At 56.0% G+C, this 22,851-nt stretch carries 18 protein-coding genes and 1 pseudogene; 12 read left to right on the forward strand and 7 right to left on the reverse strand.

The window, feature by feature from the left end:
* Positions 1-4 precede the first annotated feature (4 nt).
* The 4 genes from QOU61_RS05335 (at position 5) to QOU61_RS05350 (ending at position 3,798) form a co-directional block, all read left to right on the forward strand.
* The gene (locus QOU61_RS05335; RefSeq protein ID WP_289657086.1) at positions 5-1,039 is read left to right on the forward strand and encodes an ABC transporter ATP-binding protein; all 1,035 of its coding nucleotides are present in this window, start codon (positions 5-7) and stop codon (positions 1,037-1,039) included.
* Positions 1,032-2,054, forward strand: a complete 1,023-nt coding sequence (locus tag QOU61_RS05340) for an ABC transporter ATP-binding protein (protein WP_289657087.1) — start codon at positions 1,032-1,034, stop codon at positions 2,052-2,054. The genes QOU61_RS05335 and QOU61_RS05340 overlap by 8 nt, the downstream gene beginning before the upstream one ends.
* Complete coding sequence (locus QOU61_RS05345) at positions 2,041-2,448, forward strand: hypothetical protein (protein ID WP_289657088.1); 408 nt, start codon at positions 2,041-2,043, stop codon at positions 2,446-2,448. Before QOU61_RS05340 ends, QOU61_RS05345 begins: the two co-directional genes overlap by 14 nt.
* A 300-nt stretch (positions 2,449-2,748) precedes the next feature.
* On the forward strand, positions 2,749-3,798 hold the full coding sequence (locus QOU61_RS05350; RefSeq protein ID WP_289657089.1) for a hypothetical protein: 1,050 nt from the start codon (positions 2,749-2,751) through the stop codon (positions 3,796-3,798).
* Positions 3,799-4,767: 969 nt separating this feature from the next.
* On the opposite strand, the gene QOU61_RS37170 is transcribed toward QOU61_RS05350, so the two are convergent.
* The 6 genes from QOU61_RS37170 to QOU61_RS05380 form a co-directional block, all read right to left on the reverse strand.
* Positions 4,768-5,700: an AmiS/UreI family transporter gene (locus QOU61_RS37170; protein ID WP_354142511.1), complete on the reverse strand. Its 933-nt coding sequence runs from the start codon at positions 5,698-5,700 to the stop codon at positions 4,768-4,770.
* Positions 5,701-5,727: 27 nt separating this feature from the next.
* Entirely contained in the window at positions 5,728-6,630 is a 903-nt protein-coding gene (locus tag QOU61_RS05355) for a DMT family transporter (protein ID WP_354142512.1), read from the reverse strand.
* Positions 6,631-7,052: 422 nt separating this feature from the next.
* The gene (locus QOU61_RS05365; RefSeq protein ID WP_289657090.1) at positions 7,053-8,324 is read right to left on the reverse strand and encodes an FAD-dependent oxidoreductase; all 1,272 of its coding nucleotides are present in this window, start codon (positions 8,322-8,324) and stop codon (positions 7,053-7,055) included.
* 50 nt (positions 8,325-8,374) lie between these two features.
* Positions 8,375-8,716, reverse strand: coding sequence for a ferredoxin family protein (locus tag QOU61_RS05370; RefSeq protein ID WP_289657091.1), 342 nt, complete (start codon positions 8,714-8,716; stop codon positions 8,375-8,377).
* A gap of 553 nt (positions 8,717-9,269) precedes the next feature.
* Positions 9,270-10,388 carry a bifunctional DNA-binding transcriptional regulator/O6-methylguanine-DNA methyltransferase Ada gene (gene ada / locus QOU61_RS05375; protein ID WP_289657092.1) on the reverse strand — a complete coding sequence of 373 codons (1,119 nt, stop codon included), beginning with the start codon at positions 10,386-10,388 and terminating at the stop codon, positions 9,270-9,272.
* A gap of 386 nt (positions 10,389-10,774) precedes the next feature.
* Positions 10,775-12,859: a molybdopterin-containing oxidoreductase family protein gene (locus QOU61_RS05380; protein ID WP_289657093.1), complete on the reverse strand. Its 2,085-nt coding sequence runs from the start codon at positions 12,857-12,859 to the stop codon at positions 10,775-10,777.
* Between the two features lie 231 nt (positions 12,860-13,090).
* On the opposite strand from QOU61_RS05380, the gene pdxR reads away from it, so the two are divergent.
* From pdxR to QOU61_RS05395, 3 genes are all read left to right on the forward strand, one after another.
* Entirely contained in the window at positions 13,091-14,686 is a 1,596-nt protein-coding gene (gene pdxR / locus QOU61_RS05385; protein WP_289657094.1) for a MocR-like pyridoxine biosynthesis transcription factor PdxR, read from the forward strand.
* A gap of 511 nt (positions 14,687-15,197) precedes the next feature.
* Positions 15,198-15,605 carry a nuclear transport factor 2 family protein gene (locus QOU61_RS05390; RefSeq protein WP_289657095.1) on the forward strand — a complete coding sequence of 136 codons (408 nt, stop codon included), beginning with the start codon at positions 15,198-15,200 and terminating at the stop codon, positions 15,603-15,605.
* An 8-nt stretch (positions 15,606-15,613) separates the two neighbouring features.
* Positions 15,614-16,144 (forward strand): hypothetical protein, encoded by a 531-nt coding sequence (locus tag QOU61_RS05395; protein ID WP_289657096.1) that lies wholly within the window; start codon positions 15,614-15,616, stop codon positions 16,142-16,144.
* 951 nt (positions 16,145-17,095) lie between these two features.
* Here the strand turns inward: QOU61_RS05395 and QOU61_RS05400 are convergent.
* Positions 17,096-17,533, reverse strand: a pseudogene (locus QOU61_RS05400) (IS66 family transposase); the annotation flags it as partial.
* 276 nt (positions 17,534-17,809) lie between these two features.
* Between QOU61_RS05400 and QOU61_RS05405 the strand changes: the two are divergent.
* The 5 genes from QOU61_RS05405 (at position 17,810) to QOU61_RS05425 (ending at position 22,844) form a co-directional block, all read left to right on the forward strand.
* A complete protein-coding gene (locus tag QOU61_RS05405; protein WP_289662282.1) occupies positions 17,810-19,093 on the forward strand; it encodes an ABC transporter substrate-binding protein in 1,284 nt (427 codons plus the stop codon).
* Positions 19,094-19,530: 437 nt separating this feature from the next.
* Entirely contained in the window at positions 19,531-20,430 is a 900-nt protein-coding gene (locus QOU61_RS05410) for a branched-chain amino acid ABC transporter permease (protein WP_289657097.1), read from the forward strand.
* On the forward strand, positions 20,427-21,431 hold the full coding sequence (locus QOU61_RS05415; RefSeq protein WP_289657098.1) for a branched-chain amino acid ABC transporter permease: 1,005 nt from the start codon (positions 20,427-20,429) through the stop codon (positions 21,429-21,431). The genes QOU61_RS05410 and QOU61_RS05415 overlap by 4 nt, the downstream gene beginning before the upstream one ends.
* Positions 21,428-22,192 carry an ABC transporter ATP-binding protein gene (locus QOU61_RS05420; protein ID WP_289657099.1) on the forward strand — a complete coding sequence of 255 codons (765 nt, stop codon included), beginning with the start codon at positions 21,428-21,430 and terminating at the stop codon, positions 22,190-22,192. The genes QOU61_RS05415 and QOU61_RS05420 overlap by 4 nt, the downstream gene beginning before the upstream one ends.
* 4 nt (positions 22,193-22,196) lie before the next feature.
* Positions 22,197-22,844: an ATP-binding cassette domain-containing protein gene (locus tag QOU61_RS05425; protein WP_289657100.1), complete on the forward strand. Its 648-nt coding sequence runs from the start codon at positions 22,197-22,199 to the stop codon at positions 22,842-22,844.
* Positions 22,845-22,851 lie beyond the last annotated feature (7 nt).

Below are 22,851 nucleotides of genomic sequence, written 5' to 3' on the forward strand. Positions count from 1 at the left end.
GACATTGATCGATCCAGCTACGCTCTCACCCGCAGGAAACGTGGCAAACCTCCTCGAGGTACAGAACCTGCATGTGCATTTCCCGACTCGCGCGGGTGTGGTGCAGGCGGTCAACGGTGCCTCGTACCATCTGGCTGCGGGCGAAACGCTTGGTATCGTTGGGGAGAGCGGCTGCGGCAAGAGCGTTACCGCGCTGTCAATCCTGGGACTGATCGGTGCTCGATCGGGTCGGATTGTCGAAGGCGCTATTCGCTTCAATGGTTGCGATCTTCTGGCGCTCACGAAAGGCGAAATGCGCCGTGTCCGCGGCAATCAGATATCGATGATTTTCCAGGATCCGATGACGTCCCTCAATCCTGTCCTTACAATCGGCCAACAGATCGTCGAGGCCATCAAGCTTCACCAGAGCGTCAGCTCCCTGGAGGCTCGTGAGCGCGCTGCCGAGATGCTGAACGTAGTCCACATATCGGAGCCACGACGCAGGCTTGATGAATATCCGCACCAACTGTCGGGAGGGATGCGCCAGCGCGCGATGATCGCCATGGCATTGGCCTGTAATCCGAAGGTTCTGATCGCCGATGAGCCGACCACGGCGTTGGACGTGACCATACAGTCACAGGTGTTGCAGCTTATTGTGGAGCTGCAGAAACGCCTCTCCATGTCGGTGGTATTGATTACACATGATCTCGGCGTGATCGCCGAAACCGCCCACCGAGTTGCCGTCATGTATGCAGGCCGCGTGGTCGAGGAGGCCTCAGTGTGGGAGCTTTTCAAGCACCCCCTGCATCCCTACACGCGTGGGCTGCTCAACTCGATGCCGAAGCTTGCTCGTAGCGGTGCCGCCGCCGGACGTCTGGCCGAGATTCCAGGTATGGTGCCGTCGTTACGGGAGCCAATCTTGGGCTGCAGCTTTGCGCCACGCTGTGGACTGGTGACGGCTCGCTGCAGGAAGGAAGTGCCTCCGATGCAGATTCGATCTACGGGGCATCGCGTGTCGTGTTGGGTCACGGGCGACGGTGGAGCGCGCGGCGATGTCTGACAAATCAACGAATCCGCTGCTCTCGGTTCGCGGCCTTACAAAAAAATATCCACTTCGCGGTAATTCACGACGCTACATCTTTGCCGTGGACGACATATCGTTCGATATTTGGTCCGGCGAGACGCTTGGGCTGGTCGGCGAGAGCGGCTGTGGGAAGTCGACAGCAGGCCGCAGCATTCTACGGCTTATCGAACCAACCGGGGGCCGCGTTCAATTCGACGGCGTTGATGTTCCGACGTTGGACAAGAAAGGGCTTCGAGAAGTCCGTAGGAAGATGCAAATCATCTTCCAGGATCCCTATGCGTCACTTAATCCGCGCATGCCAGTCGGAGATGCTGTCGGAGAGCCCCTTCGCAACTTTGGTGTCGGGAATGCGAAGGCACGGCAGGAGCGCGTGGCGGATCTCTTTGCGCGCGTTGGCCTGCGGACAGACTTCATGAGTAAACTACCGCACGAGTTCTCGGGTGGACAGCGGCAGCGGCTAGGCATTGCTCGAGCCTTGAGTCTTGATCCGACCCTTATCGTAGCTGACGAGCCGGTCTCTGCCCTCGACGTATCCGTGCAAGCGCAGGTTATTAACCTTCTGATGGATATTCAGCGGGAGCGCCATCTCGCTTACTTGTTCATTGCCCACGATCTTGCGGTCGTACAGCATGTGAGCCACCGGGTTGCGATTATGTATCTCGGCAAGATCGTTGAACTTGCCGAGACACAGGCCCTCTTCGGCGCACCCCTACATCCGTACACCGAGGCGTTATTGGCCGCGGTACCAAACCCAGATCCTGACGCAACACGACTGGCATCTCGTGCTACCGGTGAGATACCAAGTCCGATCGACCGTCCCTCGGGATGCCATTTCCATACCCGCTGCCCTTACGTGACCGAGGTGTGCAGGAGCATTCCACCGTCACTGCGAGCGGTGCGCCCTGGCCACTATGTCGCCTGTCATCTGAAAGAACCGGCGACCACCGGAGCCAGTGATCTGATCCTGAGCGCGCCGAATGAGTATCACTAAGCTTCAGACTGGCACGGGATTGGCGCTGTCGAGCGAGACGGCGTTAGCAATACCGTCGTGGTATCTGTCGATGCAACAGCCGCAGCAGCGTGAAAAGATTGCGCATCTTCTTAGATTGTTTTCTTCGGCACGAAAGCACCCAGGACTGACTTCGGACGAGGTCCTTGTGTTTTTCGCGATTGGTTACCTAAGTCTGTCGATGTCAAAGAATGTCGTCTTGATGCGATCGGTCAGATTTGTTGATGTTGCGTCGGCACTCGGCATTCCCAAGGAAACGGTTCGTCGCAAGACAATGAGATTGGTGGATATTGATTATGTGAGCGCTTCGCGCAACGGAATCGCCATCAAGCAGTTCGATGTATGGTTCCGGATGTTCGAGCGCGCGATAATCTAGCGTGATGGCGGCGGAGCGTTTTATCCGACGAGGAATCGTGCCTCGACGCGCGTGATGTCATTTTGCGATAGATCAGCATCTTTGCCGACCGTCGGATATCGAGCGGGCGGTTAATCGATCGGCCTGTTGCCGATCGCTATTCGTTTTCCTGTCGGGAGAGTGCTGATCCGGCGCGAAGTGTCACAAATTTGATACGACCCGAGATATTTGGATTTGCAGGCTCAACTTGGGACTTCGGGCCCACAATCGATATCCGAGTCGGGATTGAATTGACCTCATCTACAACGGTGGGGTCGGACCATGAATATTCGTAACTACAAATCGCGAGCGGCGATAGTTTCACTGATGGCATTTTGTGCCGTCGAGAGCGCAAGTGCCGCTGACTTGCCTGCATTGCCGGTAAAAGCGCCGACGCTCGTTGACAGCCCATTCTTTACGGTGAATGACAACCGGGTCACTATCGCATATCAGTTCAACGCGGTCTCCCCTGGTGTTACCGACAACACTTCCAAGCAGATCTATGCCTTTACTCACTTCGATGCATGGAAGTATGGCACCAATTTCTTCAACGTAATTCTACTCAAATCGGATCACAACGATCCCGCTGCTCCGTGCGGTAATTTCCTGGCGCCGATGTCTGGCTGCGCGGGTGCGACTGAAATATACGGCCAAGTTCGGAGCACGCTGGGGTTCAATCAAATATTCAACACGCATGCGTTTACCATGGGGCCGCTGCGTAACGTCTCGTTCATGTTCGGTGGCGACGGTGAAACCGAGAACCTATATCTCGCGCCTGCCAAGAAGGACGTCGTGGCCGGTCTCGAGTTTGCCCTCGATCTTCCCTACAAAGGCTACTTCAATATCAGCCCCCTCTATTATCAGGAATGGGGCCACAGCACCTTCTCCACGCCCGGCTTCATGCGGCCCCCCTTTACGGGCCTGCCCGACGGAAACTTGCACTACAATGCGACTTGGGCCGTCGAAATGAACTACTATATGGATCTCGGGTTTCTGCCTCCCAACTTGCAGTATTTTGCGATCAGCGGCCGTGCCGGGATCTACGGGCCCAAGGGAAACGGGGCATACGGCAATTACACTCTCTCCACCGTCAACACCGCTACCGAAATCATTAGCGAGCCGATCCGGCTGACGTTGGACGTATCGAAATTGATCTGGGGCGAGAAGTACAGCCACTTCCTGGAGACATGGGTGGCGTATCGATACCGGCAGAACAAGTTCGGCCTTGACGACAGCAATAAGGCGAATCTGGTTTGCTTCACCGCTGCCGGCGTCAACAACCACACTTGTACAGAAAAGTCGCTCTATACGGGCGTCACGATGAAGTTCTAAGTGACTTCGGAGATCGCGCCGCCAGTGCGGCGCGATCTTCCGAAGCGGCCCTTTTCCCAATCGTCAACCGTCCTGTCCAGTTAGAGCATGGTCACCTCACGTTGAACGAAATAGTTGGCGCATTCCTTCGGTGCGGAGGTGGTTAGCAGGGCGCCGATACGCTTGTAGGCTTCTTAATTCTCTACGGTTGAACCAATCGATAGTTCCCTGATTGTGTTCCTCGAACCGTGTGTGGCTTATCAGTAATGAAAAGTCGTTCGGCATTGCAGGTACATCGGCGAACAGCTTCTTCGCTGTTCCGTGTCAATTGGTTGAGCTCGTCAAGAGCTGCACCCGGCTGAGCAACCTTGGCTAGGCCAAGGGCTTGGGTAGTGAAGAGCATTCCCATCGGGCGCATTCCCGGGTGCTTGAGGTTGTCGAAGACAGCGCGCTCTGACGGCGAGACCCCTGAAGGCAGGGATAGAGCTGAGCGGGGTAGTTGCGTCAGCATTGACGGAACCTGTTGAGTGCATCCCGAGCGGTCTGTTCGGCGTGCCCACTTTTGTTTTCATTGGAACTGTCATGAAATCACTCGTTAGGCACGAAGGAGAGGCGGCGATGTCTTCTCCGCCGTGGCCGGCGTTGACCGTCCGCTGGATGCGGGCGAGACCGGGCCACGGCAAGATCAGCGTGAACACCCGTTCCGGCCAAAGCCTTCACGACCAGGCGCTCGTCGTTCACCACGTTGTTGACGGAGAAGTAATTGATGCCCGTTGGGCTCGAAGTTTTCTACAACCTGCTTGAATCTGTCCGAAACGAAGACCTATCTTCCGCTATTGGTGAATCGGGGGAGCGCCATGCCAACGAAATCGCGTCACCAGACATGCGGCAGTAAATAAGCGCAATTTCAACCCCGCTGCGCCGATACCCTACATTTTTCGATATCTGGCCCCAATGGGGCCTCGCGCCTGGTAAAGCAATGCTTCCTGCCTATGCCGCTGGCAAAGGGTGAGGCTTATCATTCGGCGCAATCCTTGAGGAACGTATACTCAAGAGCAGGAACAGAGTGATGGCCGAGAGTTGAACGGTCCAGACAACACTAGGTGGGACCAACTCCCAAGATCGCAGCAAGAGCAATCCGCCTGGGAAAAAGCAGGTCGAAAATCCTGCCACAATAATTAGGTATCCAGTAGGACGAGTCAGCCGCTCCAAGGTAAGAGCCAGGACCGCAAATAATGCGCAAAATACGACCGTCCAAACGAACCACAGCGCGGCGGACTTAACGTCGCCAAACCAGGTCATTTGTACGGCCGTTATCGCGGCAGAGACTAGCGCAGCCCACCCGCAGAACCACCCCAAATTGCTAGCTGACAGCCCTGTGAAGCTTGCAACACCAAAGTACAAGAACGTGACCCCGAACAAGAGTTCACCTGCGGCCACCAACAAGATCTCAGTCTTTTCCGGGCCGGTAAAATCGTGCAGCGGCCACACAAGTTGATATGTGATAGCCAGAAAGAATAATCCAACGAGAGTGTTAAGAGGCGAAGAACTTCGCGCGTCTACGACTCCCAAAAACGATAGACCGTTCAGAATGTAGGCTGCGCCGGCGAAAAAAAGCCCCAGGTGGATCATCGGAGTCACTCCTATTGCGCTTACTTCGTAGTACAAAGTCAGGAGTATCGCGGGACAATACCGTAGGATTGGTCCGCTTGCAGAATTATGATTAGTGCCACTTGCGAGAATGTCGTGGCCAGTTTTTGTTCGCGGAAGAAACACGTGCACTTGCCTTAAATGTTGTACCCAGCTGCGCTTCGACCCGCAAAATTTGCAGCCGAGGCCGGACACTGGATTCTGGAAGCACGGAGCGCGTCTCATTGCAGCCCGCGTGTCCTCAATGATGGCCCCAAGCGAAGTGTGCAACATACGCGTCCCGCGTGCGATCGCCTCCGGTCATGGGCTTTCCTTCGCTTTGCCAATTTGCAGTCGGCGCACGGCCCGCCACGGCCTGCCATCAATAGCGGCTAGCCCGATGCCAATAAGAGCCATGCCGGCCACATGCTTCGGCAACAGGCTTTCATCCAGGAAAAGGACGCCTAGGATGATCGCGCTGGCGGGGATCAGGAACGTCACCAGCAGCAGGTTGGTCGCTCCGGCCGTAGAGAGAATCTGGAAATAGAGGATATAAGCGAACGCTGTCGAAATCGCCGCCACGCCGATCAGCGCGCCGGCCGCCGCCATGCTCGGGGTGTCGAGGGTCCACGGCCGGTCGATCGCGAGCATGAGGGGAATGAGCAGGGCGCTCGACGCAATCACCTGCCCGATGGCGGTCGCTATGGGCGTGACGCCCATCGTCCTGAACCGGCGCCCGTAGATGCCGGCAAACGCATAGGACACCGCACCGGCGAGACACAGCAACTGCGCCACGACGTTGGTACCAAGTTCTCGCAAGGCGTCGAAACCGATCATGACGGCGACGCCGGCAAAACCGATGACGACACCCGACAACTTGCCTCCGGCCATCTTCTCGTCGCTGGTCAGTACGTGCGCGAAGATGACGGTAAAGAGCGGTGTGGAAGCATTCAGGATCGAGGCGACTGTGGAGGCCACATACTGCTGGCCCCACACGATCAGCGAAAAGGGAACGGCGTTGTTCAGCAAGCCCATGCCGAAAAACGCCGTCCAGACCCGCACATCCGTCGGCATCCGCTCGCCCTTAAACTTCAATATCAGAAGTAGTATGAGCGCAGCCAAGACGACGCGGGAAACGACCACCGTGAAGACCGCCAGTTCACGAACCGCCACGGCATTGAAGAAGAACGAGCCGCCCCACACCGACGCGAGAGCGATCAGCATCGTCCACTCCTGCGCGGTCATTGGTCGGCTTAACGATGAAGGGGGAGGCATTCTATTTTCTTCCTTGGACAAAGTGATCGAGATCACCTTTGTCCAAGGAATGTAGGCGCATTTGCCCACCCGGCTATCCATTTGTTGCTTCCAAATTTCCCTGTCGAGGAGCAGAACTGGATGAAGCCGAACATATCGCAAAGTGCTCAAATCGCTGAAAGCGGCCGAACGCTGCAACGAACCCCTCATAGCGCTCCCTAGCCTCGACGCGCACAGCGTCTGCAGCAGGCCCCCACAAGGCCGGCGTTGTGGTGAGTTAGACGCGTAAGCAAAGCTAACGCGGCGTTCACGTGTTGGAATTCCAAACAACCTCGCTGCGGCGAGCATACTGCGGGAGCACTGGCGACGCCGCTCCCGAGCGAAGCCCCGAGTTATGGGCCGGCGGCCGCGAGCAGCATGTCCGCGATCCGGACAAGCTTGCCTCGTCCAACCTCTGCGGCATGAATCCTCTTCAAGGATTGCTGCCGTACAACCCTCAATTTGCGAGCTTCGAGGAGACGATACAGCCCTTCCGAGCCGGACGGTGCCACCGCCTTGGGACCAATATCAAGGATCGACTGGGCGACGACCACGGCATCAGGTTTGTTCGTGCCGATTACTCCGCTCGGTCCGCGGCCGAGCCATCCGACGGCAAACAATTGGTCGCCGACCTGTCCGCCTTGGTTTGGTACGATCATTCTGGCGGCATCGAAGGGGACACCCAAAATGGCGGAACTGCGATAGCCTATCGCGGTGACGACAAGTCCGCAGGAAATGCTGCTGGCTATGCCTTGAGTGGAATTGAGCGTGAGCTTTTCGACATACTCCCGTCCCTCGATGCGAACCGGCGAACTACCGAAAATGAAGTTGATGCGTTTCGGCGCCGCTTTCGAATCGTTCTGCGAGAATTCGAGAAAGAGGTCCCAAATGCGCTTCTGCTGCTTGTTCGCGCTGGCCTGGGGCCCTCCTTCAAACATCGCGGGGTCGGTGACGGCGACCACACCTTCGAGCGTTTTTAACTCACGCAATTCGGGATAGGAGAATTTTGCCTGGTGCGGCTTTCCCCGCCCGACGATATAGACGTCTTCGACGGCGGACGTCCGGAGCATCTCGACGGCATGTTGCGCTATATCAGTTTTCCGAAGGCGATCGATAGGGCTGGACAAGATTCGGGCAATGTCTAAAGCCACGTTGCCCATGCCAATGATTGCGACGCGTTTCGTATGGAGTTTCGGGGCTAGGTCGGCGTGGTCCGGGTGCCCGTTGTACCAACTCACCAAGCGCGCCGAGCCGAAGACGTTCGGCAAATTCTCACCCGGGATGCCGAGCTTGGCGTCGTTCGAAGCGCCCGTGGCGAGCACGATCGCATCGTAGCGTTCTCGGAGTTCGTCGATCGAGACGTCGCGACCGACCTCGACGTTTCCGAAAAAAGAAACGCGGGGATCTTCTAGCGTCTGCCCCATTTTCTCGGTCACCCGTTTGGTGACCGCGTGGTCAGGCGCAACACCGTACCTCACGAGCCCGAATGGAACGGGGAGCCTCTCGATGACGGCGACTTCGACGTTACGTCCGGACTCGAGCAGCGCCTCTGCGGTAAACAGCGCAGACGGTCCAGAGCCGACGATAGCGATTGAGAGTCGGCGTTCTCCGGTTGATTTCGGCATAGATCGTACCGTTTTTTATCGCGCCGTTGTGCGTCAGGGCTGAGGACTGACTAACGTGTGGCCGGAGTCGGATCGAACTCGGTTTCCAGCTTGTTTTCCACGCCCTTCCAATTCTCAGCGTCGGCCGGCGGCTCGCCTCTTTGCGACGCTTTAATTTTGGGCCATACGGCAGCGTATTTCTCGTTGAAGTCCTTCCAGCGGTCGTTTGTGTCGTCCACATCTGGAATAATCGCCTCTGTCGGGCAAACCGGCTCGCAACTTCCACAGTCGATACATTCGGATTGATTGATTACTAGCATGTTGGTGCCTTCGTAGAAGCAGTCGACCGGGCATACGGTCGTACACTCCATGTATTTGCACTTGATGCAGGCTTCGGTCACAACATAGGCCATCTTCGCACCCAGTCTCCCATTGTGTCTAAAACCTAGCCGGAGAAAGCGGCCTTCCTGAAGTGCCGCCCAGCGGGGAAATGGTGGGTCCACGCGCATTATTTGGTTCGGGCGAAATGGCTTGAGGCCGCAGGCCACGCAGCCTCGGCACACTTGACCGAGCACAAGTCCACTGATCTCAACTGACCCTATGCCGGTCTGCGGCTGTGGCTCTATTCGGCCGCGTGGGTGATGCACACGGCTTGAACCGACCGAAGCACCGTCGCGCACGACTGCTCGGACGATCGGCCTCTGGCCTGCTACAGCTGGTGCCGGACGGCCGCTCTTTAGTGCAGATTCGCAAATCGCCACTTCATCCGGACGATGGTCGCAGGACACCGCTTTCGGGCCTACATGTGTGCACTCTGATGGTTAGTCGGCCAGTGGAGCGGCAGGTCACTCTAGACGCATCAAGCAGAGTGCAACGTGCCGAATTTGGCCCCGCATTACGCGACGCTTACCGACCGCGGCTTGGACGAGAAAAGGACTTTGTCCGTTTCAAGGTTGCGCGAATAGTCTAATTCGCCCGAATGCCGGTCAGTCTCTTTTTTCGTGACCGTGGGGTTTTCCGCTCAATCGTGGGTTTGGCAGTCTCTCGAGCCAAAAGAATATTCTTTCGATCGACGCCCCAACGATAGCCGCTGAGATCCCCATCCCGTCGAACTATTCGATGGCACGGGATCGCAACCGCAATCTTATTTGCAGCGCATGCCCGGGCAACAGCGCGGGTCGCACGAGGCTTGCCTATCATCTGAGCAACATCGCCGTACGTCCGAGTTTGTCCAGCGGGTATTTCGCGCAAGGCGTGCCAAACCTTTTGCTGAAATGCCGTGCCCCTAATATCGAGAGGAAGATCAAGGCCGCGACCAGGCTCATCGAGAAACTGGATAACCTTCTCGATTGTGGCAGCAAACTCGCGGCCGGCCTGCTTGATTTCGGCCTGTGGGAATGAGCTCCTTAACTGTTTAGCCAAGCGATCGGAACTCGCGTCGAATTCGATGCTACAGATCCCACGTTCAGTGGCGGCCACAAGCACCCAACCTAGATAGCAACGCGCTAACGAGTAGTGGATGGTTTCTCCATGCGACCCGCTCCGAAATGCGGTCGGCGTCATTCCAAGACGCTCGGCCGCCGCCTCGTACGCGCGGCTGCTCGAATTGTATCCCGCATCGTAAATCGCAGTCGTGACACTTCCAGCCGTGGTTAGGGTGGATCGAAAGCGCTTCATACGCGCCGCACGTGCATATTGCTTAGGTGTAACGCCTGTGACCAGTTTGAACAGCCTGTGAAAGTGCCATGGGCTGAGCTCGGCTTCGGCTGCCAGTTCTCCCAAGCGTGGCTCACCCTCCGGGGCCTCGATGCGTCGACAAGCGCGTTCAATGATCGCGGCTCGAATATCGGTCGGCGCGGTGGACTGCGGGTTGCATCGTTTACAGGCTCTGAAGCCTGCGGCCTCTGCAGCAGAACAAGTCGGAAAGAAGCTAACATTTTCACGGCGAGGCAGGCGAGATGGACAACTCGGTCGGCAGTAGATGCCGGTCGTGTTGACGCCGTAGACTAACAGGCCGTCCAGGCGGGGGTCGCGGTGCAGGACCGCATTCCAATGTTGCTTCTGCAATTCCAATTGTAGGGGCATTCTTAACCTCCAGGAGGGCTCAGTTGTCTGGACGCGATCCGCCGAACTCCCTCATGATTACAGTCTGAACCGCGCTCAGAATCTTTAGGATGCGTCCACCGATGCAAGCAAGGTGAGACTACCCCGGGTCTCCGCCTCCAGCTGACTCAAAGACGCGGATCAGTCGACTTCCGTCGTGAAAGTGCCGGCTCCAACTCAGGCTCATCACCCCAACTCCGGACCAACTTCTATAGAGGTGTCACGCACACGGATGCTTGGCATAATCCGCTTCGCATCAGTCAGTTTGTTATGCCCATTGTTCGGGCGTAGTCCCGCGAACAAAACTGATCAGCTTCCTATTTAAGTCGTCTCGGACCAAACCGCTCGCGCATGGAAGTCGTCGAAAATCACTGCACGTTATCAGATGCAGCTTCACATTCTACTCTATTGTCGTGGAACACGGCCCCTCCGCCCATATCGGAATCACGTTCGGCCACAGTCGCATTAACTGTTGAGCTTCCGCGCTCCAGTGATGGCCACGCTCCCTTCGTGGAGGCAAGCAGGCCAGGCCGTACTCCATCAGTGAGTTCTGCGACGGCAAAGAATGCGCCACGATCATTGAAGACACGTACGGGAGTCCCCGCCGTGATGCCCCTGGAAGCTGCGTCCACTGGATGTATCAACACCTTCGTGGACCCTTGTCGCTTCGAATGCCCAGGCGAGTTCGCAAAAATGGAGTTGAGCTGGTAGTGCTTGGCCGCTGCAATCAATGCTAATGGGTACTTGCGCGCTAGCTCGGTGTTTCGTTGCGCAGCCTCATAAGGGGGCGTGTACCCTGCGATGGGATCTAATCCCCGGGTGGCCATTGTTTCACTGTAAAACTCCAGTCGCCCCGATGGAGTGGGAAAATCGTGCGAGAACGGGAGAAAGGGGTCCGACACGTTGAGTCGGACCCAGCCGTCACGCTTAAGGCGCTCCAGCGTTATCCCTTCCAATGAGGAATCCCCAGATGCGAGAACTTGTCGGGCCATTTCCTCATCGCTGTCATATAGACAAGCTTCTTTGAGGCCCAGGCGCCGCGCTAATCGACGAAAAACTTCGCTCGCCGACAAACACTGTCCCGGGGGTGGCACAGCGGGCTCATTCCAACTGATGTAGATGTGACCATACGTGTTGTGAAGATCGGCGTGCTCAAGTTGGCTTGTGCAAGGGAGTATCACGTCCGCGAACTGAGCCGTATCAGTCATGAACTGATCGAGAGCCACGGTGAATAGATCTGGTCTGCTTAGCCCAGCCCGAATCTTTCCCTGGGCCGGGGCACTTGCCAGGGGATTGGATGCATATAGAAACAACGCTTTCACCGGAGGATCTGATACGTCGAGGAGACCTTCGCCTAGGCGGGTCATACTCAGGCTTCGTGTGCCCGGCCGGCGCAAATCGTCACGATGTAGTGCACCCCAGTTTCCTTTAAAAAAACCACGAGTGTCATAGGCCGCACCTCCACCAGGGTGCCGCCAGTCGCCGGTCACACCAGGGATACACATAATTGTCCGGACGGCCATACCTCCGCCGCCGTGCCGCTGTACGCCCATTAGCATCCGAATTGCGGTCGGACGCGTCCTCGCAAGACGCTCTCCGAGCTGCCATATCGTGGCTTCCGGTACGCCCGTCTCTTCTGCCACTCGCGATGGTGGCCACTGCAAAATGCGATCCCGGAACGCCTCCCATCCGAGGGTGTGTCGTTCGATGAATTCACGATCCTCCGCTCCAAGCGACACTACAACGTGGAGCAGGCCAAGCGCTAAAGCTGCGTCCGTGCCCGGTATAAGGGAAATATGTTCGTCGGCTTGCTCAGCTGTTCGTGTCTTAATCGGATCGATTACGACGAGATGCGCGCCGTCTGCCTTGGCCGTCTGAACAACCCTCCACAAATGGTGGTTGGAAGAGAGTGTATTGGTACCCCAGAGGATAATGAGTTTTGCGTATCGAATCGTCTCCGGATCCATCCCCATTCTGTTGTCACCGAGTGTGTATCCGGTACCAACGCCTCCGCTGATCGTGCAAATGGTCATTACATGTTGGCTCGTGCTAAGCACATTCCATAGACGACGACCGGCCCCCGCTAGCCCTTGCAGCATGCCGAAGCTGCCGCAACCGTAGTACGGCCAGATTGCCTCGGCGCCATACTCGGCGATTATCTGTGAGAACCGCTCCGCAATTATATCCAAAGCGCGGTCCCACGCTATTGGATGGAAACTGCCTGCACCTTTCGGGCCGACTCTTAAAAGAGGTTGCAGAAGGCGTTGGGGATGCTGCGTATGTGCAGCATAGTTGTTCATCTTGGCGCAAAGCGCCCCACGCGTATAGGGGTGGTTCTCATCGCCTCTCACCCGAACCGGCTTATCGTTCTCCACAGTGACGATCCAGGCGCACGTGTCGGGGCAGTCCATGGGACAGACGCCCCTGACTTCTCTTTTTACCGTCGTCTCCATGATTCCCTCCAGTCGAGGTCCATCTGAGAATGAAGCTATACGGTGGTTTGGCAGCTTAAAAGCATCACTGCAGAGCAAGAGTATGGTGCCAGTGGCAGACAAAGACGAATTAGACAGCAAGAAATGGGATGCGCCAGACTGGAAACTCGGACTTGCTTATTGGCACTACGTGCGGGCCTCGAAAGGGCGCGTAATCCAGTCCACTGTGTTCCGCTTTAGGAGCGTGTCTTCGTGTTATTCTCTCTGCAACTGGACAAGAATGACCAGACGACCCTTCAGGCGCAGATTTTCAGCCAGCTTCGCGCGCTCATCCTTTCTGGCCGTGTTCGACCAGGCGCTATCCTTCCCGCAACGCGAGTGCTCGCGCGACAGCATGGGATTTCGCGCAACACGGCAACGCAGGTCTATGACCGACTGGTTAGCGAAGGTTATGTGGAGACGGTACGCGGCTCTGGAACGCGAGTTAGTCTCAGTCTCCCCGAAACCAGACTGCAGGCCCCTTCAATTGAAAAGCAACCCAAAACGTTCGGACATCAGAATGAGCTTGCCGGAGCTGTGCCGAAAGCACCGTTGGTGTTTCGTGGAACACAGCCACAATTACCAGAAACGGGTCTCTCGCGGGCTCGGATTGATTTTTGGCCAGGCAGACCCAATCGCCACCTTTTCCCTGTGAGGATCTGGCGCAAATTGCTCACCGAGCACCTCACGAACGCAGGCGCTAGCCTTTCCGAATATGGTGACCCTGCGGGCGCACCTTCATTGCGTGAGGCGATTGCCGATCATCTCAGATTTGCCCGCGGGATGAACGTGGTATCTGACCAAGTGGTTGTCACAGGCGGGAGTCAAGAAGCGCTCAATATAATCTCTCGCCTGTTCCTTCAGCCTGGCACCCCGGTGGTGGTAGAAAATCCGTGCTATCAAGGTGCCGCGCTCACATTCGCGAGCTATGGCGCGAGCCTCGAACCACTCGGTCTGGACCAGGATGGTATTCTTGTTGATCGTCTCCGCGGGCGGCGCGCACGGCTTGCGTATGTCACTCCCTCTCATCAATTTCCCACAGGAGTAACACTACCGCTTGACCGGCGCTTGCTTCTACTGAACTGGGCACGGCAGGTCGGCGCCTATATCGTCGAGGATGACTACAATAGTGATTACAGATATTCCGGCCCGCCACTGGTTGCGCTAGCCGGCCTCGAGCCGGCCGGGGAAAGCGTCATCTATCTCGGCACGTTGTCGAAGTCGCTCGGCGCCGGCCTTCGCACTGGATTTCTCGTGGTGCCAGCGCCGCTGATCGGCCCTGCACGTGCGGTCAAGGCGCTCCTTAATTTCGGTCATCCATGGCTCGAGCAAGTGACAGCCGCAAGTTTCATCTCGAGCGGCGCGTACCAGCGCCATCTTCGCAAGATATTGCGAATATGCCGCGAAGTGCGCGACTGCCTGCTTTACAATCTCACACATACTTTTGGTGGGAACCTGAGTCTTTCAGGAGCAGACGGCGGTATGCACGTTATGTGGCGACTACCGTCTGACTTCCCGTCCGCCGATCAATTTGCAGCAGCGACTCGCGGGTATGGTACGCATATTCACACAACCGCGTCGGCTGGAGCGGTCGACTTTGACTCAGAGATAGGACGCCGCGGTGTAGTACTAGGGTACACCGCTCTTACCGAGACTGAAATATGTGCGGGGGTAACGGCGATGGCCCGCGCGCTTGATGATCTTACTGCGAGCTCTAATCGCCCCAATTGCGCCGGCCAAGCCAAATCAATCCGCGCACCTGAGCAACGCGACGGAGTCTGTTCAGCCCAACCCCGCTATGAGAGTTGAATCGGCTGCAGTCAAAGTCGTCGCGCCTCGGCGGCAGACTTGATTGCCTCCGACCTTTGGAATTTCCAGATCAAGCTAAGTAACTGTTACCGTCCAACGGACAAACGCATCCGGAATGCCGGATCACTCATCGTTTGAGTGAACGGACACATTGAATGCGGATTCTACAAGGCTGGAGCGGTCTAGGTTATCTCATCGTCCCGTCGCACACGCGGTGCACCGATACAATCTTCGTTTACTAAATTACCAGGGCGCTTCGTTATGGCGTCACGTCGTTGTTTAGAGGTGGCGCAATCCACATATTTCACTGTCTTCTTCCTACGTCAATCGACGTCGTGAAAGCATTTCTGGTCCTTCCAGCCCAATAATGGACCCATCCGAAAAAATCGGATTGGCTCTTCTTGCAAACCCCTTGCGTGCTTAGAGTTGGTGAAGACGCTCCTCTGCTCGGAAGGCGTTACTCAATTTGATGGAGAATCCTGTGGGGAAACTAGCGACAGTGGAAGGCAATATGACCCAACTCACGACTGAAGACGCGCAAGCTATCTTGCGTCGGAATGAGGTGCTGTTTAGTCGCGCCGATCTACCCGCCATTCTTGGAGGATTCCATAACGACGTTATCGTCAAATTCGCTGACATCCCGGAGATCCGTGGCAAGGCCGCTCTTGAGAAATTTCTCGCGGCGCGCTTTGCGCGGCAAAAAGGATACCGCCTTCGTAAGGCGCTCCGAGCATTTGAGCCGCAGTCTGGTACTATCGTTGGTACTTGGACAGGGGAATGGGAGGACGGCCGAACGGGTAAGGCGATGCGCGGTCGGGGTACCGAAATTCTCATCGTCCGAGATGGACTATGTGTCGAGTGGGATGCAACCTTCAATATGTGGGAGGATGGTGCAGGCCCAGCCACGACTCTTCTGTGAGGCCAAGGATGGGTAAGTTAAAGCCACCTCCTGATGGCGCCGAACAGAACGCTGTAGGCGCCACTAGGCCAAAGTACGAGCTAAGGTCGATTCGGTTTATCGAGCTTTGGCAGTGTAATGGGTACGAGGTAAAGATCTATGGGATCAATCCCGAACGGCCAAAGTCTGAAGAATTGGTAGTTGCGCCGGATTTTGTGAAAGCAGCGAAGTCAATCGCCGCAAATAAGATCGCCAATGAATTGCCAGAAGTTACAGACCATCCGAAAGCCGCCTTTCTCGTACTGCACGATGGCCGGCTTGCTCGTTGGGTTCTGGTTGATATATGGCGCGACTGGATACTGTTAAACCACTTCCTGTATCGCGCCAAGGTTGGCTCTTCTGATGGATTTCATCTCGTTACGGATGGTCTGAATGCATGCACCTGGGAGCTGCGCGTTGTTGCATTTGAGCGAGACGCATGGGTCACCCAGGTTCTAAGCCGCCCCAAGAGTCCTGACTTGCATGGGTACCTTAATTCTCAACTCAACGAAGACTCGTGAAGGGAAGCCTGCTCAGTTCGCAACTGTTCAGTTGCCTTAACAGAAGCATTGAAGCTGCCGTGGGTCTGCCTCTTCGTTGAACGCCATTCTAGACCGCCCGTCGGGACTATTCTCCAACGTATGTGGTTCAGATGAATGGCCGAGTGCCAACTTCTGGATTGCATAACGGAACGTTTATGTGCGCCTCGGCCATGAGGAACGTGTCGCTTCCGGCGAAGGTCGCTCTATCTGAGGGTTTGACGACAAGTCTAGCCTTAAAGGTCGCGTTTCTATGCAGTAAGCGGTGTTCCTGCTACCACCTCCTTGACGAAGCGGTGATTTTGCGAGGCTGCGGTTGTTTCCGCCTGCTAGGCTTGGAAGCGGAGGAACGCGCGATGTTAAGTTTAAGCCACTCGGGTCCGGCCTTCAAAAACATCTCAGGTGCGAGTGTCTTACGCGCTGGCTCCAGTTGTCATTCTAAAAGACCAGTGATTCGGAACGATAGGAAGAATATTGTGGAGGAGGGAAAAGATCGTCCCGAAAAGCGGCTCTCTTGTCTCGATCAATTGGAACGCACCGATGGCTCTCTTCTGAAACGGGACCGCGCGAAGCTACAGGCCAAGAACACCCGATTAAAGGAATATTGGTCAGGCTTAATAGCGGGATGTCACCGAAAATCGCGGCATTCTATCCCTGCCTTGCTAAGCTCAACGACCGATACGGAGGCTTGGCCCGCCGACATGGTGGTTCGCCTGCCGGGTCGCCCCGACAAGTACAATCACGAGCTCATGTCTTGGAAGTGGCGTCCTCAAAGCGTCGCTTATGCTCCTCAAGCGCGGTCAGCCATCCACCCAGGACGACCTAGTGGAGGCTGTCGCCGGATACGTCGCTGCTTTTCTCTCGAGTCTGCGACGAACTAAAAACAGGCCTCGTTCTCAAGCCACGATTTTGAGAGATTGACTGCGGTACGGTCGGTGAAGATTGATCGATGTCCCGGTTTGGATGACCGTTGGCGATCCTGGTTAGGACGTCGGAGAGATAAGCGAGCGGGTCGATGTCGTTGCGGTCGCATATCTCGCTTAGGGATGCGATGGCCGCCAAGTGTTCGGCCCCACCGTCGGATCCGGCAAAAGCGCGTTCTTGCGGTTGAGCTTGGTGGGACGGATCGATCGTTGGACCGTATCGTTGTCGCGTTCAACGCAGCCTTCTATCCTGCCAGCGGGAGTCGCCGAGTTCGCTCTTTTGGCCGATGAGAACGAGGCTGGCGCGCAGCCAAGCCTCGAAGGCATCGGCGAGTTGCCTGCTTTCGTGGTGTCGCACGAGGCGGCGCTCCTCGGAACTGCGGCAGCGGATCTCCTTCTCGATCGCGATAGAGTGCTTCGGCGCCTCACTTGCGATTGGTGCAGGGCCGACATTGAAAATGGCGGCGTTGCCTGCGTCGGGGAAAGAACATTTCCTTCGAGTAAACCTTGGCCCATCATGTTTTTCTTCAACTGGCCCTTTCCCGATGAGGAGGCAATTGCTGCAACAAGCAGTAAGAGGGAAGGCAAACGAATGCTGATGCATGTGCTGGCGCAAGAACTAGCGGCGAGCCGGTCGAACAAAGCGCAGCGCCGCGTGGTCAGATCAATTTATGAGGGGGATTCGGTGAAGCGCTACGTTCAGCGGACTGTTTTGGGCCTTGCGATGCTGATTTGTCTGCTCGATCAAAGATCGGGTTTTGCGATAGCAGCGTCGACCCAAGAAAAGATAAAGGTCGGATTCGTATTTTTTCTCTCGGGGCCTGGAGCCGCCTACGGAACGCACGCTCGCGATGGAGCAAAGCTGATCGTAGAGTCGCTGAACGAGGGCAAAGTTCCCACGCCTTACGATAAGGTAGGCTTCAACGGCGTCCAGATTGAGCCAGTATGGGTCGACGAGGCCGGTGGCGCTCAAAAACAACTTGCCGAGTATCGGCGACTTGTTGAACGAGAGCAGGTAGAGATGGTCATCGGATACAACTCAAGCGCAGATTGTAATGCTATCGCGCCAGTCGCCGAAGAGCTAGCCGTACTAACCAATTTCTTTCATTGCGGTAACCCGCAGCTCTTCGAAGAAATCGTGACCAAACCGGAATATTCCGTCCGTACGGCACCACAAGGGACGATGGATAACGTCGGAGCCGCTCGATACGTTCTCGATCGTATGCCGGATGTCAAGGCCGTTGCCGGTATCAATCAGAATTACTCTTGGGGGCAAGACAATTGGGCGGAGTTTAAGGCCGCGATGATCGCCTTGAAGCCCGGCATAGTCTTTAAGAATGAGCAATTTCCCAACCTCGGAGCGGGTGAATATGGCGCCGAAATCAGTGCGCTGTTGAGTGCCCCGGTAGACGTCGTCTATTCAAGCTTCTGGGGCGGTGATGCTGACGCATTTGCGCTCCAGGCGAAGGTCCGGGGGCTCCCGCAGAAGTCGAAAATCGTCATGACTATCGGCACCGGAACAGTCGACTCTCTGGGGGAAAATGCGATCATCGGATCGTTTCTTGGCGCTCGCGGTCCCCACGGCTACCTTGCCAAGAGCTCGCCTTTGTCAGATTGGTTCCTCCGCGAATATCAAGCGACTTATAGACGTTTTCCTCCCGTGGGCGCTTATGTTGCGGCACAAGCAATTCTTGGGATCAAGGCTGCCTACGAAAAGGCAGCCGCAGCTAGTGCTAAGCCGGGAAAACAAAAGAACGAAAATGTCGTCGCGGCGCTACGCGGCCTGGTATTTGAAACGGCAAGTGGTTACCCGATAACGATGGCTTTGGCCAACGGTCACCAGGCTATTCAGGACATCGCGTACGGTACTTTCGCCGGGTGGGACAAGGAAAAGAACGCTGCGATCTTTCGCGATATAAAGGTGTACCCCGCGGCCTGCGTAAATCCGCCGGAAGGCGTGCGCGCGGTTGACTGGATCAAGTCCGGCTTCAAGGGCGCAAAGTGCTGACACTCCCACCGCATGCAACGATCGGCTAGCGGGTCGCAGTTGATCAAAGGTGTTGGCCAGCTCGGAAAACTACCGCAGTAGGCATCCGTCGCCGCACGTCCTGACATTTGCGTTCAATGGCAGCTCGCTATGGCGAGCCTAGTCGCTCTTCTCAATGCGGTGAAACAGTTCATATGTTCAGATTCTGCGAGATCGATATGGATAAAACTCCTGCGCATGGCCTGGTAGTCGCTGTGGCTCGGAAGGCCGCGCTGAGTCCCCGCTTTCCAGCGGTGACACTGCTGGAAGTCCCCACTTTGACCGATCTGACTGCGAAGGTCGAGATCGATGTAGACGTCCGTCTGACCTAACCGGCGCGCGTGCCACGTAGGCTGCCGACGACAAGGTCGATAGTGCAGTCTCTAACGCCCCCGGCGCCTTGCCATGGAGTACCGAAATTGCTGAGCCATTCCACAACGATTATCATCGATGGCATATCATACGCAGCTTGGCTCTTCACGATTAGTATCGGCCTTACACTTGTGTTCGGCGTGCTGAGGATCCTTAACATTGCTCATGGTGGCTTCTATTCCTTTGGTGCGTACGCCGCCGCTTACGCGATTGGAATTGCGGGAGCGAATGGATTCGGAATGGCCGCCCAATTCGCATTCGCAGCCACGCTGGCGATCGTCATCGGAGTATTGATTGGAATTGTTGTCGAGCGGTCAGTCCTAAGGCAATTGTACCACCATCAGGAAGTGATGGTGTTGTTTGCAACATATGCGGTGTTTCTAATTCTGGAGGACGCGACGAAGCTAATCTGGGGCGGGCAATCCTTGTACGCAAATGGTCCACGGGATGCCCTCGGTCAGGTTCGGCTGGGTGAGCTGCTGTATCCCGTTTACGATGTGGTGCTTATTTTGGTTGCCTGCGTGCTCGCCTTCGCGGTCTCCTTCGCGCTCAATTCAACACGCGTAGGTCGATGCGTAACGGCGGTCGTATTCGATCGAGAACTAAGCGCATCGATGGGGATCAACGTAAATAGGATTATGATGGGCACGTTTCTCGTAGGTGCAGCACTCGGATCGTTCGCTGGTGCGATAACGGCGCCAAAGATCGCCGTCAGTTCCGGAATAGGAGTCGAGGTAATCGTCTTGGCGTTCGCGGTGGTGGTTATCGGTGGCCTTGGAAGCATTGGTGGAGCGGCTGTCGGCGCAATCATTGTCGGTCTTGCCCGGGCAACGACCGCGCATCTCTTTCCTCAAATCGAGCTCTTCGCGGTTTATGCCGCGATGGCGGCAGTCTTGGCGGTCAAGCCACACGGGCTATTTGCGCGACCGGAGGCACGCCGGATATGATCAAGTGGAAGCTTGACACTACGATCGCCACACTCCTCGTCCTTGGGATAGTCATTTCGTGCGGCGTTTGGTGGATACCAGGGTGGATCCGATATATCGGACAAGTGGCGGCGTCATCCGCGCTGGCATCGCTCGGCGTAATGGTTCTGCTTCGTGCCGGATTGCTTTCATTCGGCCAAGGACTCTTCTATTTCACTGGAGCCTACACTGCTGCCCTGCTTTACAGGCATTTGGGAGTTAGCGATGCCGTTGTGCTGATTGTTGCCGGCGGCCTTATTGCCGGCATTGTGGCGGTAGCTCTAGGGGGCTTCATCTCAACGTATCGCGGTATTTTTTTCGCGATGCTGACCTTGGCGATCTCTATGGTTGTATACGGTGTCGCTGTAAAGGTTAGTCTCTTCGGCGGCAGTGACGGCCTTAACATAGGCCCTATCTCGATGTTCGGTTTTCGTTTCCGGGGAGCGGCGTTTCAAGTCGCTCTGTTTCTCCTTTGCATCTGGACGACAGTCCTTCTGGGAATTGCTGTTCACTTGTTTCTTAGATCGCGCTTGGGCAAGGTCATCGAAGCCATAGAGGACAATGAAGTTCGTGTCGAATATTTAGGGCAATCGGTTCGCAACTCCGTGTATGCCGCGTATATCGTGGCAGGCGTCCTGGGCGGTACGGGGGGAGCTCTCGCAGGACTTTCTGCTCGTCATGTTGATCCTGGCTTCGCCTACTGGACGACTTCTGGCGATTTTGTCTTCGTCGTTATCCTGAGTGGTCAAGCGAGCGTGCTCAGTCCATTTGGCGGTGCGTTCGTTCTAGAGATCCTCCGTACGTTCGCCGCTGCGACGTTTCCAGATGAATGGCAGTTGGTTCTCGGCTCGATTATGCTTCTGATCGTATTGTTCATTCCGAACGGTCTTGGCCACGTGTTCGTAATGTTAAGAACACACTTAAACGGACGCAACCAAAGTGCCGAGATATCGTCCAGCAACCAGGAAACCGCCCAGCCATGAGTCTCGTACTAGAGTGCGTGGGTTTACAGAAGAACTTTGGGGGTTTTCGGGCCACTCAAGGCATTGATCTCTCTATCAGTCGCGGCGAAATTGTTGGCGTGATCGGAGCCAATGGGGCAGGTAAGACCACGCTACTGAACATCGTATCGGGCTATCTAAGACCAAGCGCTGGCCAGGTCCTTTTCCTTGGAGCCGACGTAACCGGTATGTCCCCGCGTTCGTTGGTACGCAGGGGGATTGCTCGATCCTTCCAAATTCCTCAACTTTTCGTTCGATCGACTGCACGCCAGAACATCATGTTGGCGCTCGCACTGCTTTGCGAACCGCGATCAGCGATGCTGCGAGGCTTTGACGATGAGCGTCTCGCGAGGTGCGCAGATAACATTCTAAACTCGTACGGGCTTGCTAGTCACGCGGGGTCAGTAGTGGACAAGCTGCCGCAAGGTGTTCGCAAGCTTCTTGATATTGCAATGGCGACTTGTGCCGAGCCGACCTTGCTGTTGCTTGACGAGCCGACTAGTGGCGTCAGCAGTGAGGAAAAGAATGATCTTATGAGAAGCTTGGCACGGCGCTTCAGCGTGGCCGGTATGACCGTGCTATTCATCGAACATGATATGGAAATTGTGCGTGAATATGCCTCGAGGGTAATCGCCCTTTATGACGGGCGGATCATATCCGATGGAACGGCAGACACCGTCTTCGCCGATGAGCAGGTAGTCCAACTCATTACCGGGCATCGCAACAAGAATGCAAGAAGCTAGCCATATGCTTAAATTGTCGCACGTGAGCGTAAAGATCGCCGGCGCGGAGGTTTTGCGCGACGTGTCTATGGACTTGCGGCCAAAGGCATTCGTCGCGTTAGTTGGTCGGAATGGTGCCGGCAAGACTACATTGATGCGTTCGGTTATGGGCTTGCTTCCGATTTCATCTGGTCAGATCTTCATTGACGGTCAAAACGCGACTTATCAGATGGCTTTCGCTCGCGCGAGGAATGGCATCGGCTATTTGCCCGAAGATCGTCGACTGGTGCCAGATTGGACAGTTGAACAGAATATTCGATTGCCTTCGTGGGCATCGCAAAAGGCAGATATTGAGCTCAAACTCGAGAGAATCTATTGGCAGATCCCCGAAGTCGCGCAATTTCGCCAACGCAAGGCGTTGGAGCTGAGCGGCGGTCAGCAGAAGCTCGTTGCCCTAGCTCGTGCTTTCATGGCCTCAAAAAACCTGCTAATTCTTGATGAGCCTTTTGAAGGGGTTGCTCCCGTACTAGTTCAGCGACTAGTCGAGATCCTATCTGATCTCCGGCGACAGAATGCATTGAGCGTCCTGATATCTGAATCGGACGGGACAAACAGCCAGCATCTCGTTGATTACAATTATGCCATCGAACGTGGTCGGGTAACTGTCTCTTAGATTCCGG

The organism is Bradyrhizobium sp. NP1, from assembly GCF_030378205.1.
Classification (GTDB): Bacteria; Pseudomonadota; Alphaproteobacteria; order Rhizobiales; family Xanthobacteraceae; genus Bradyrhizobium.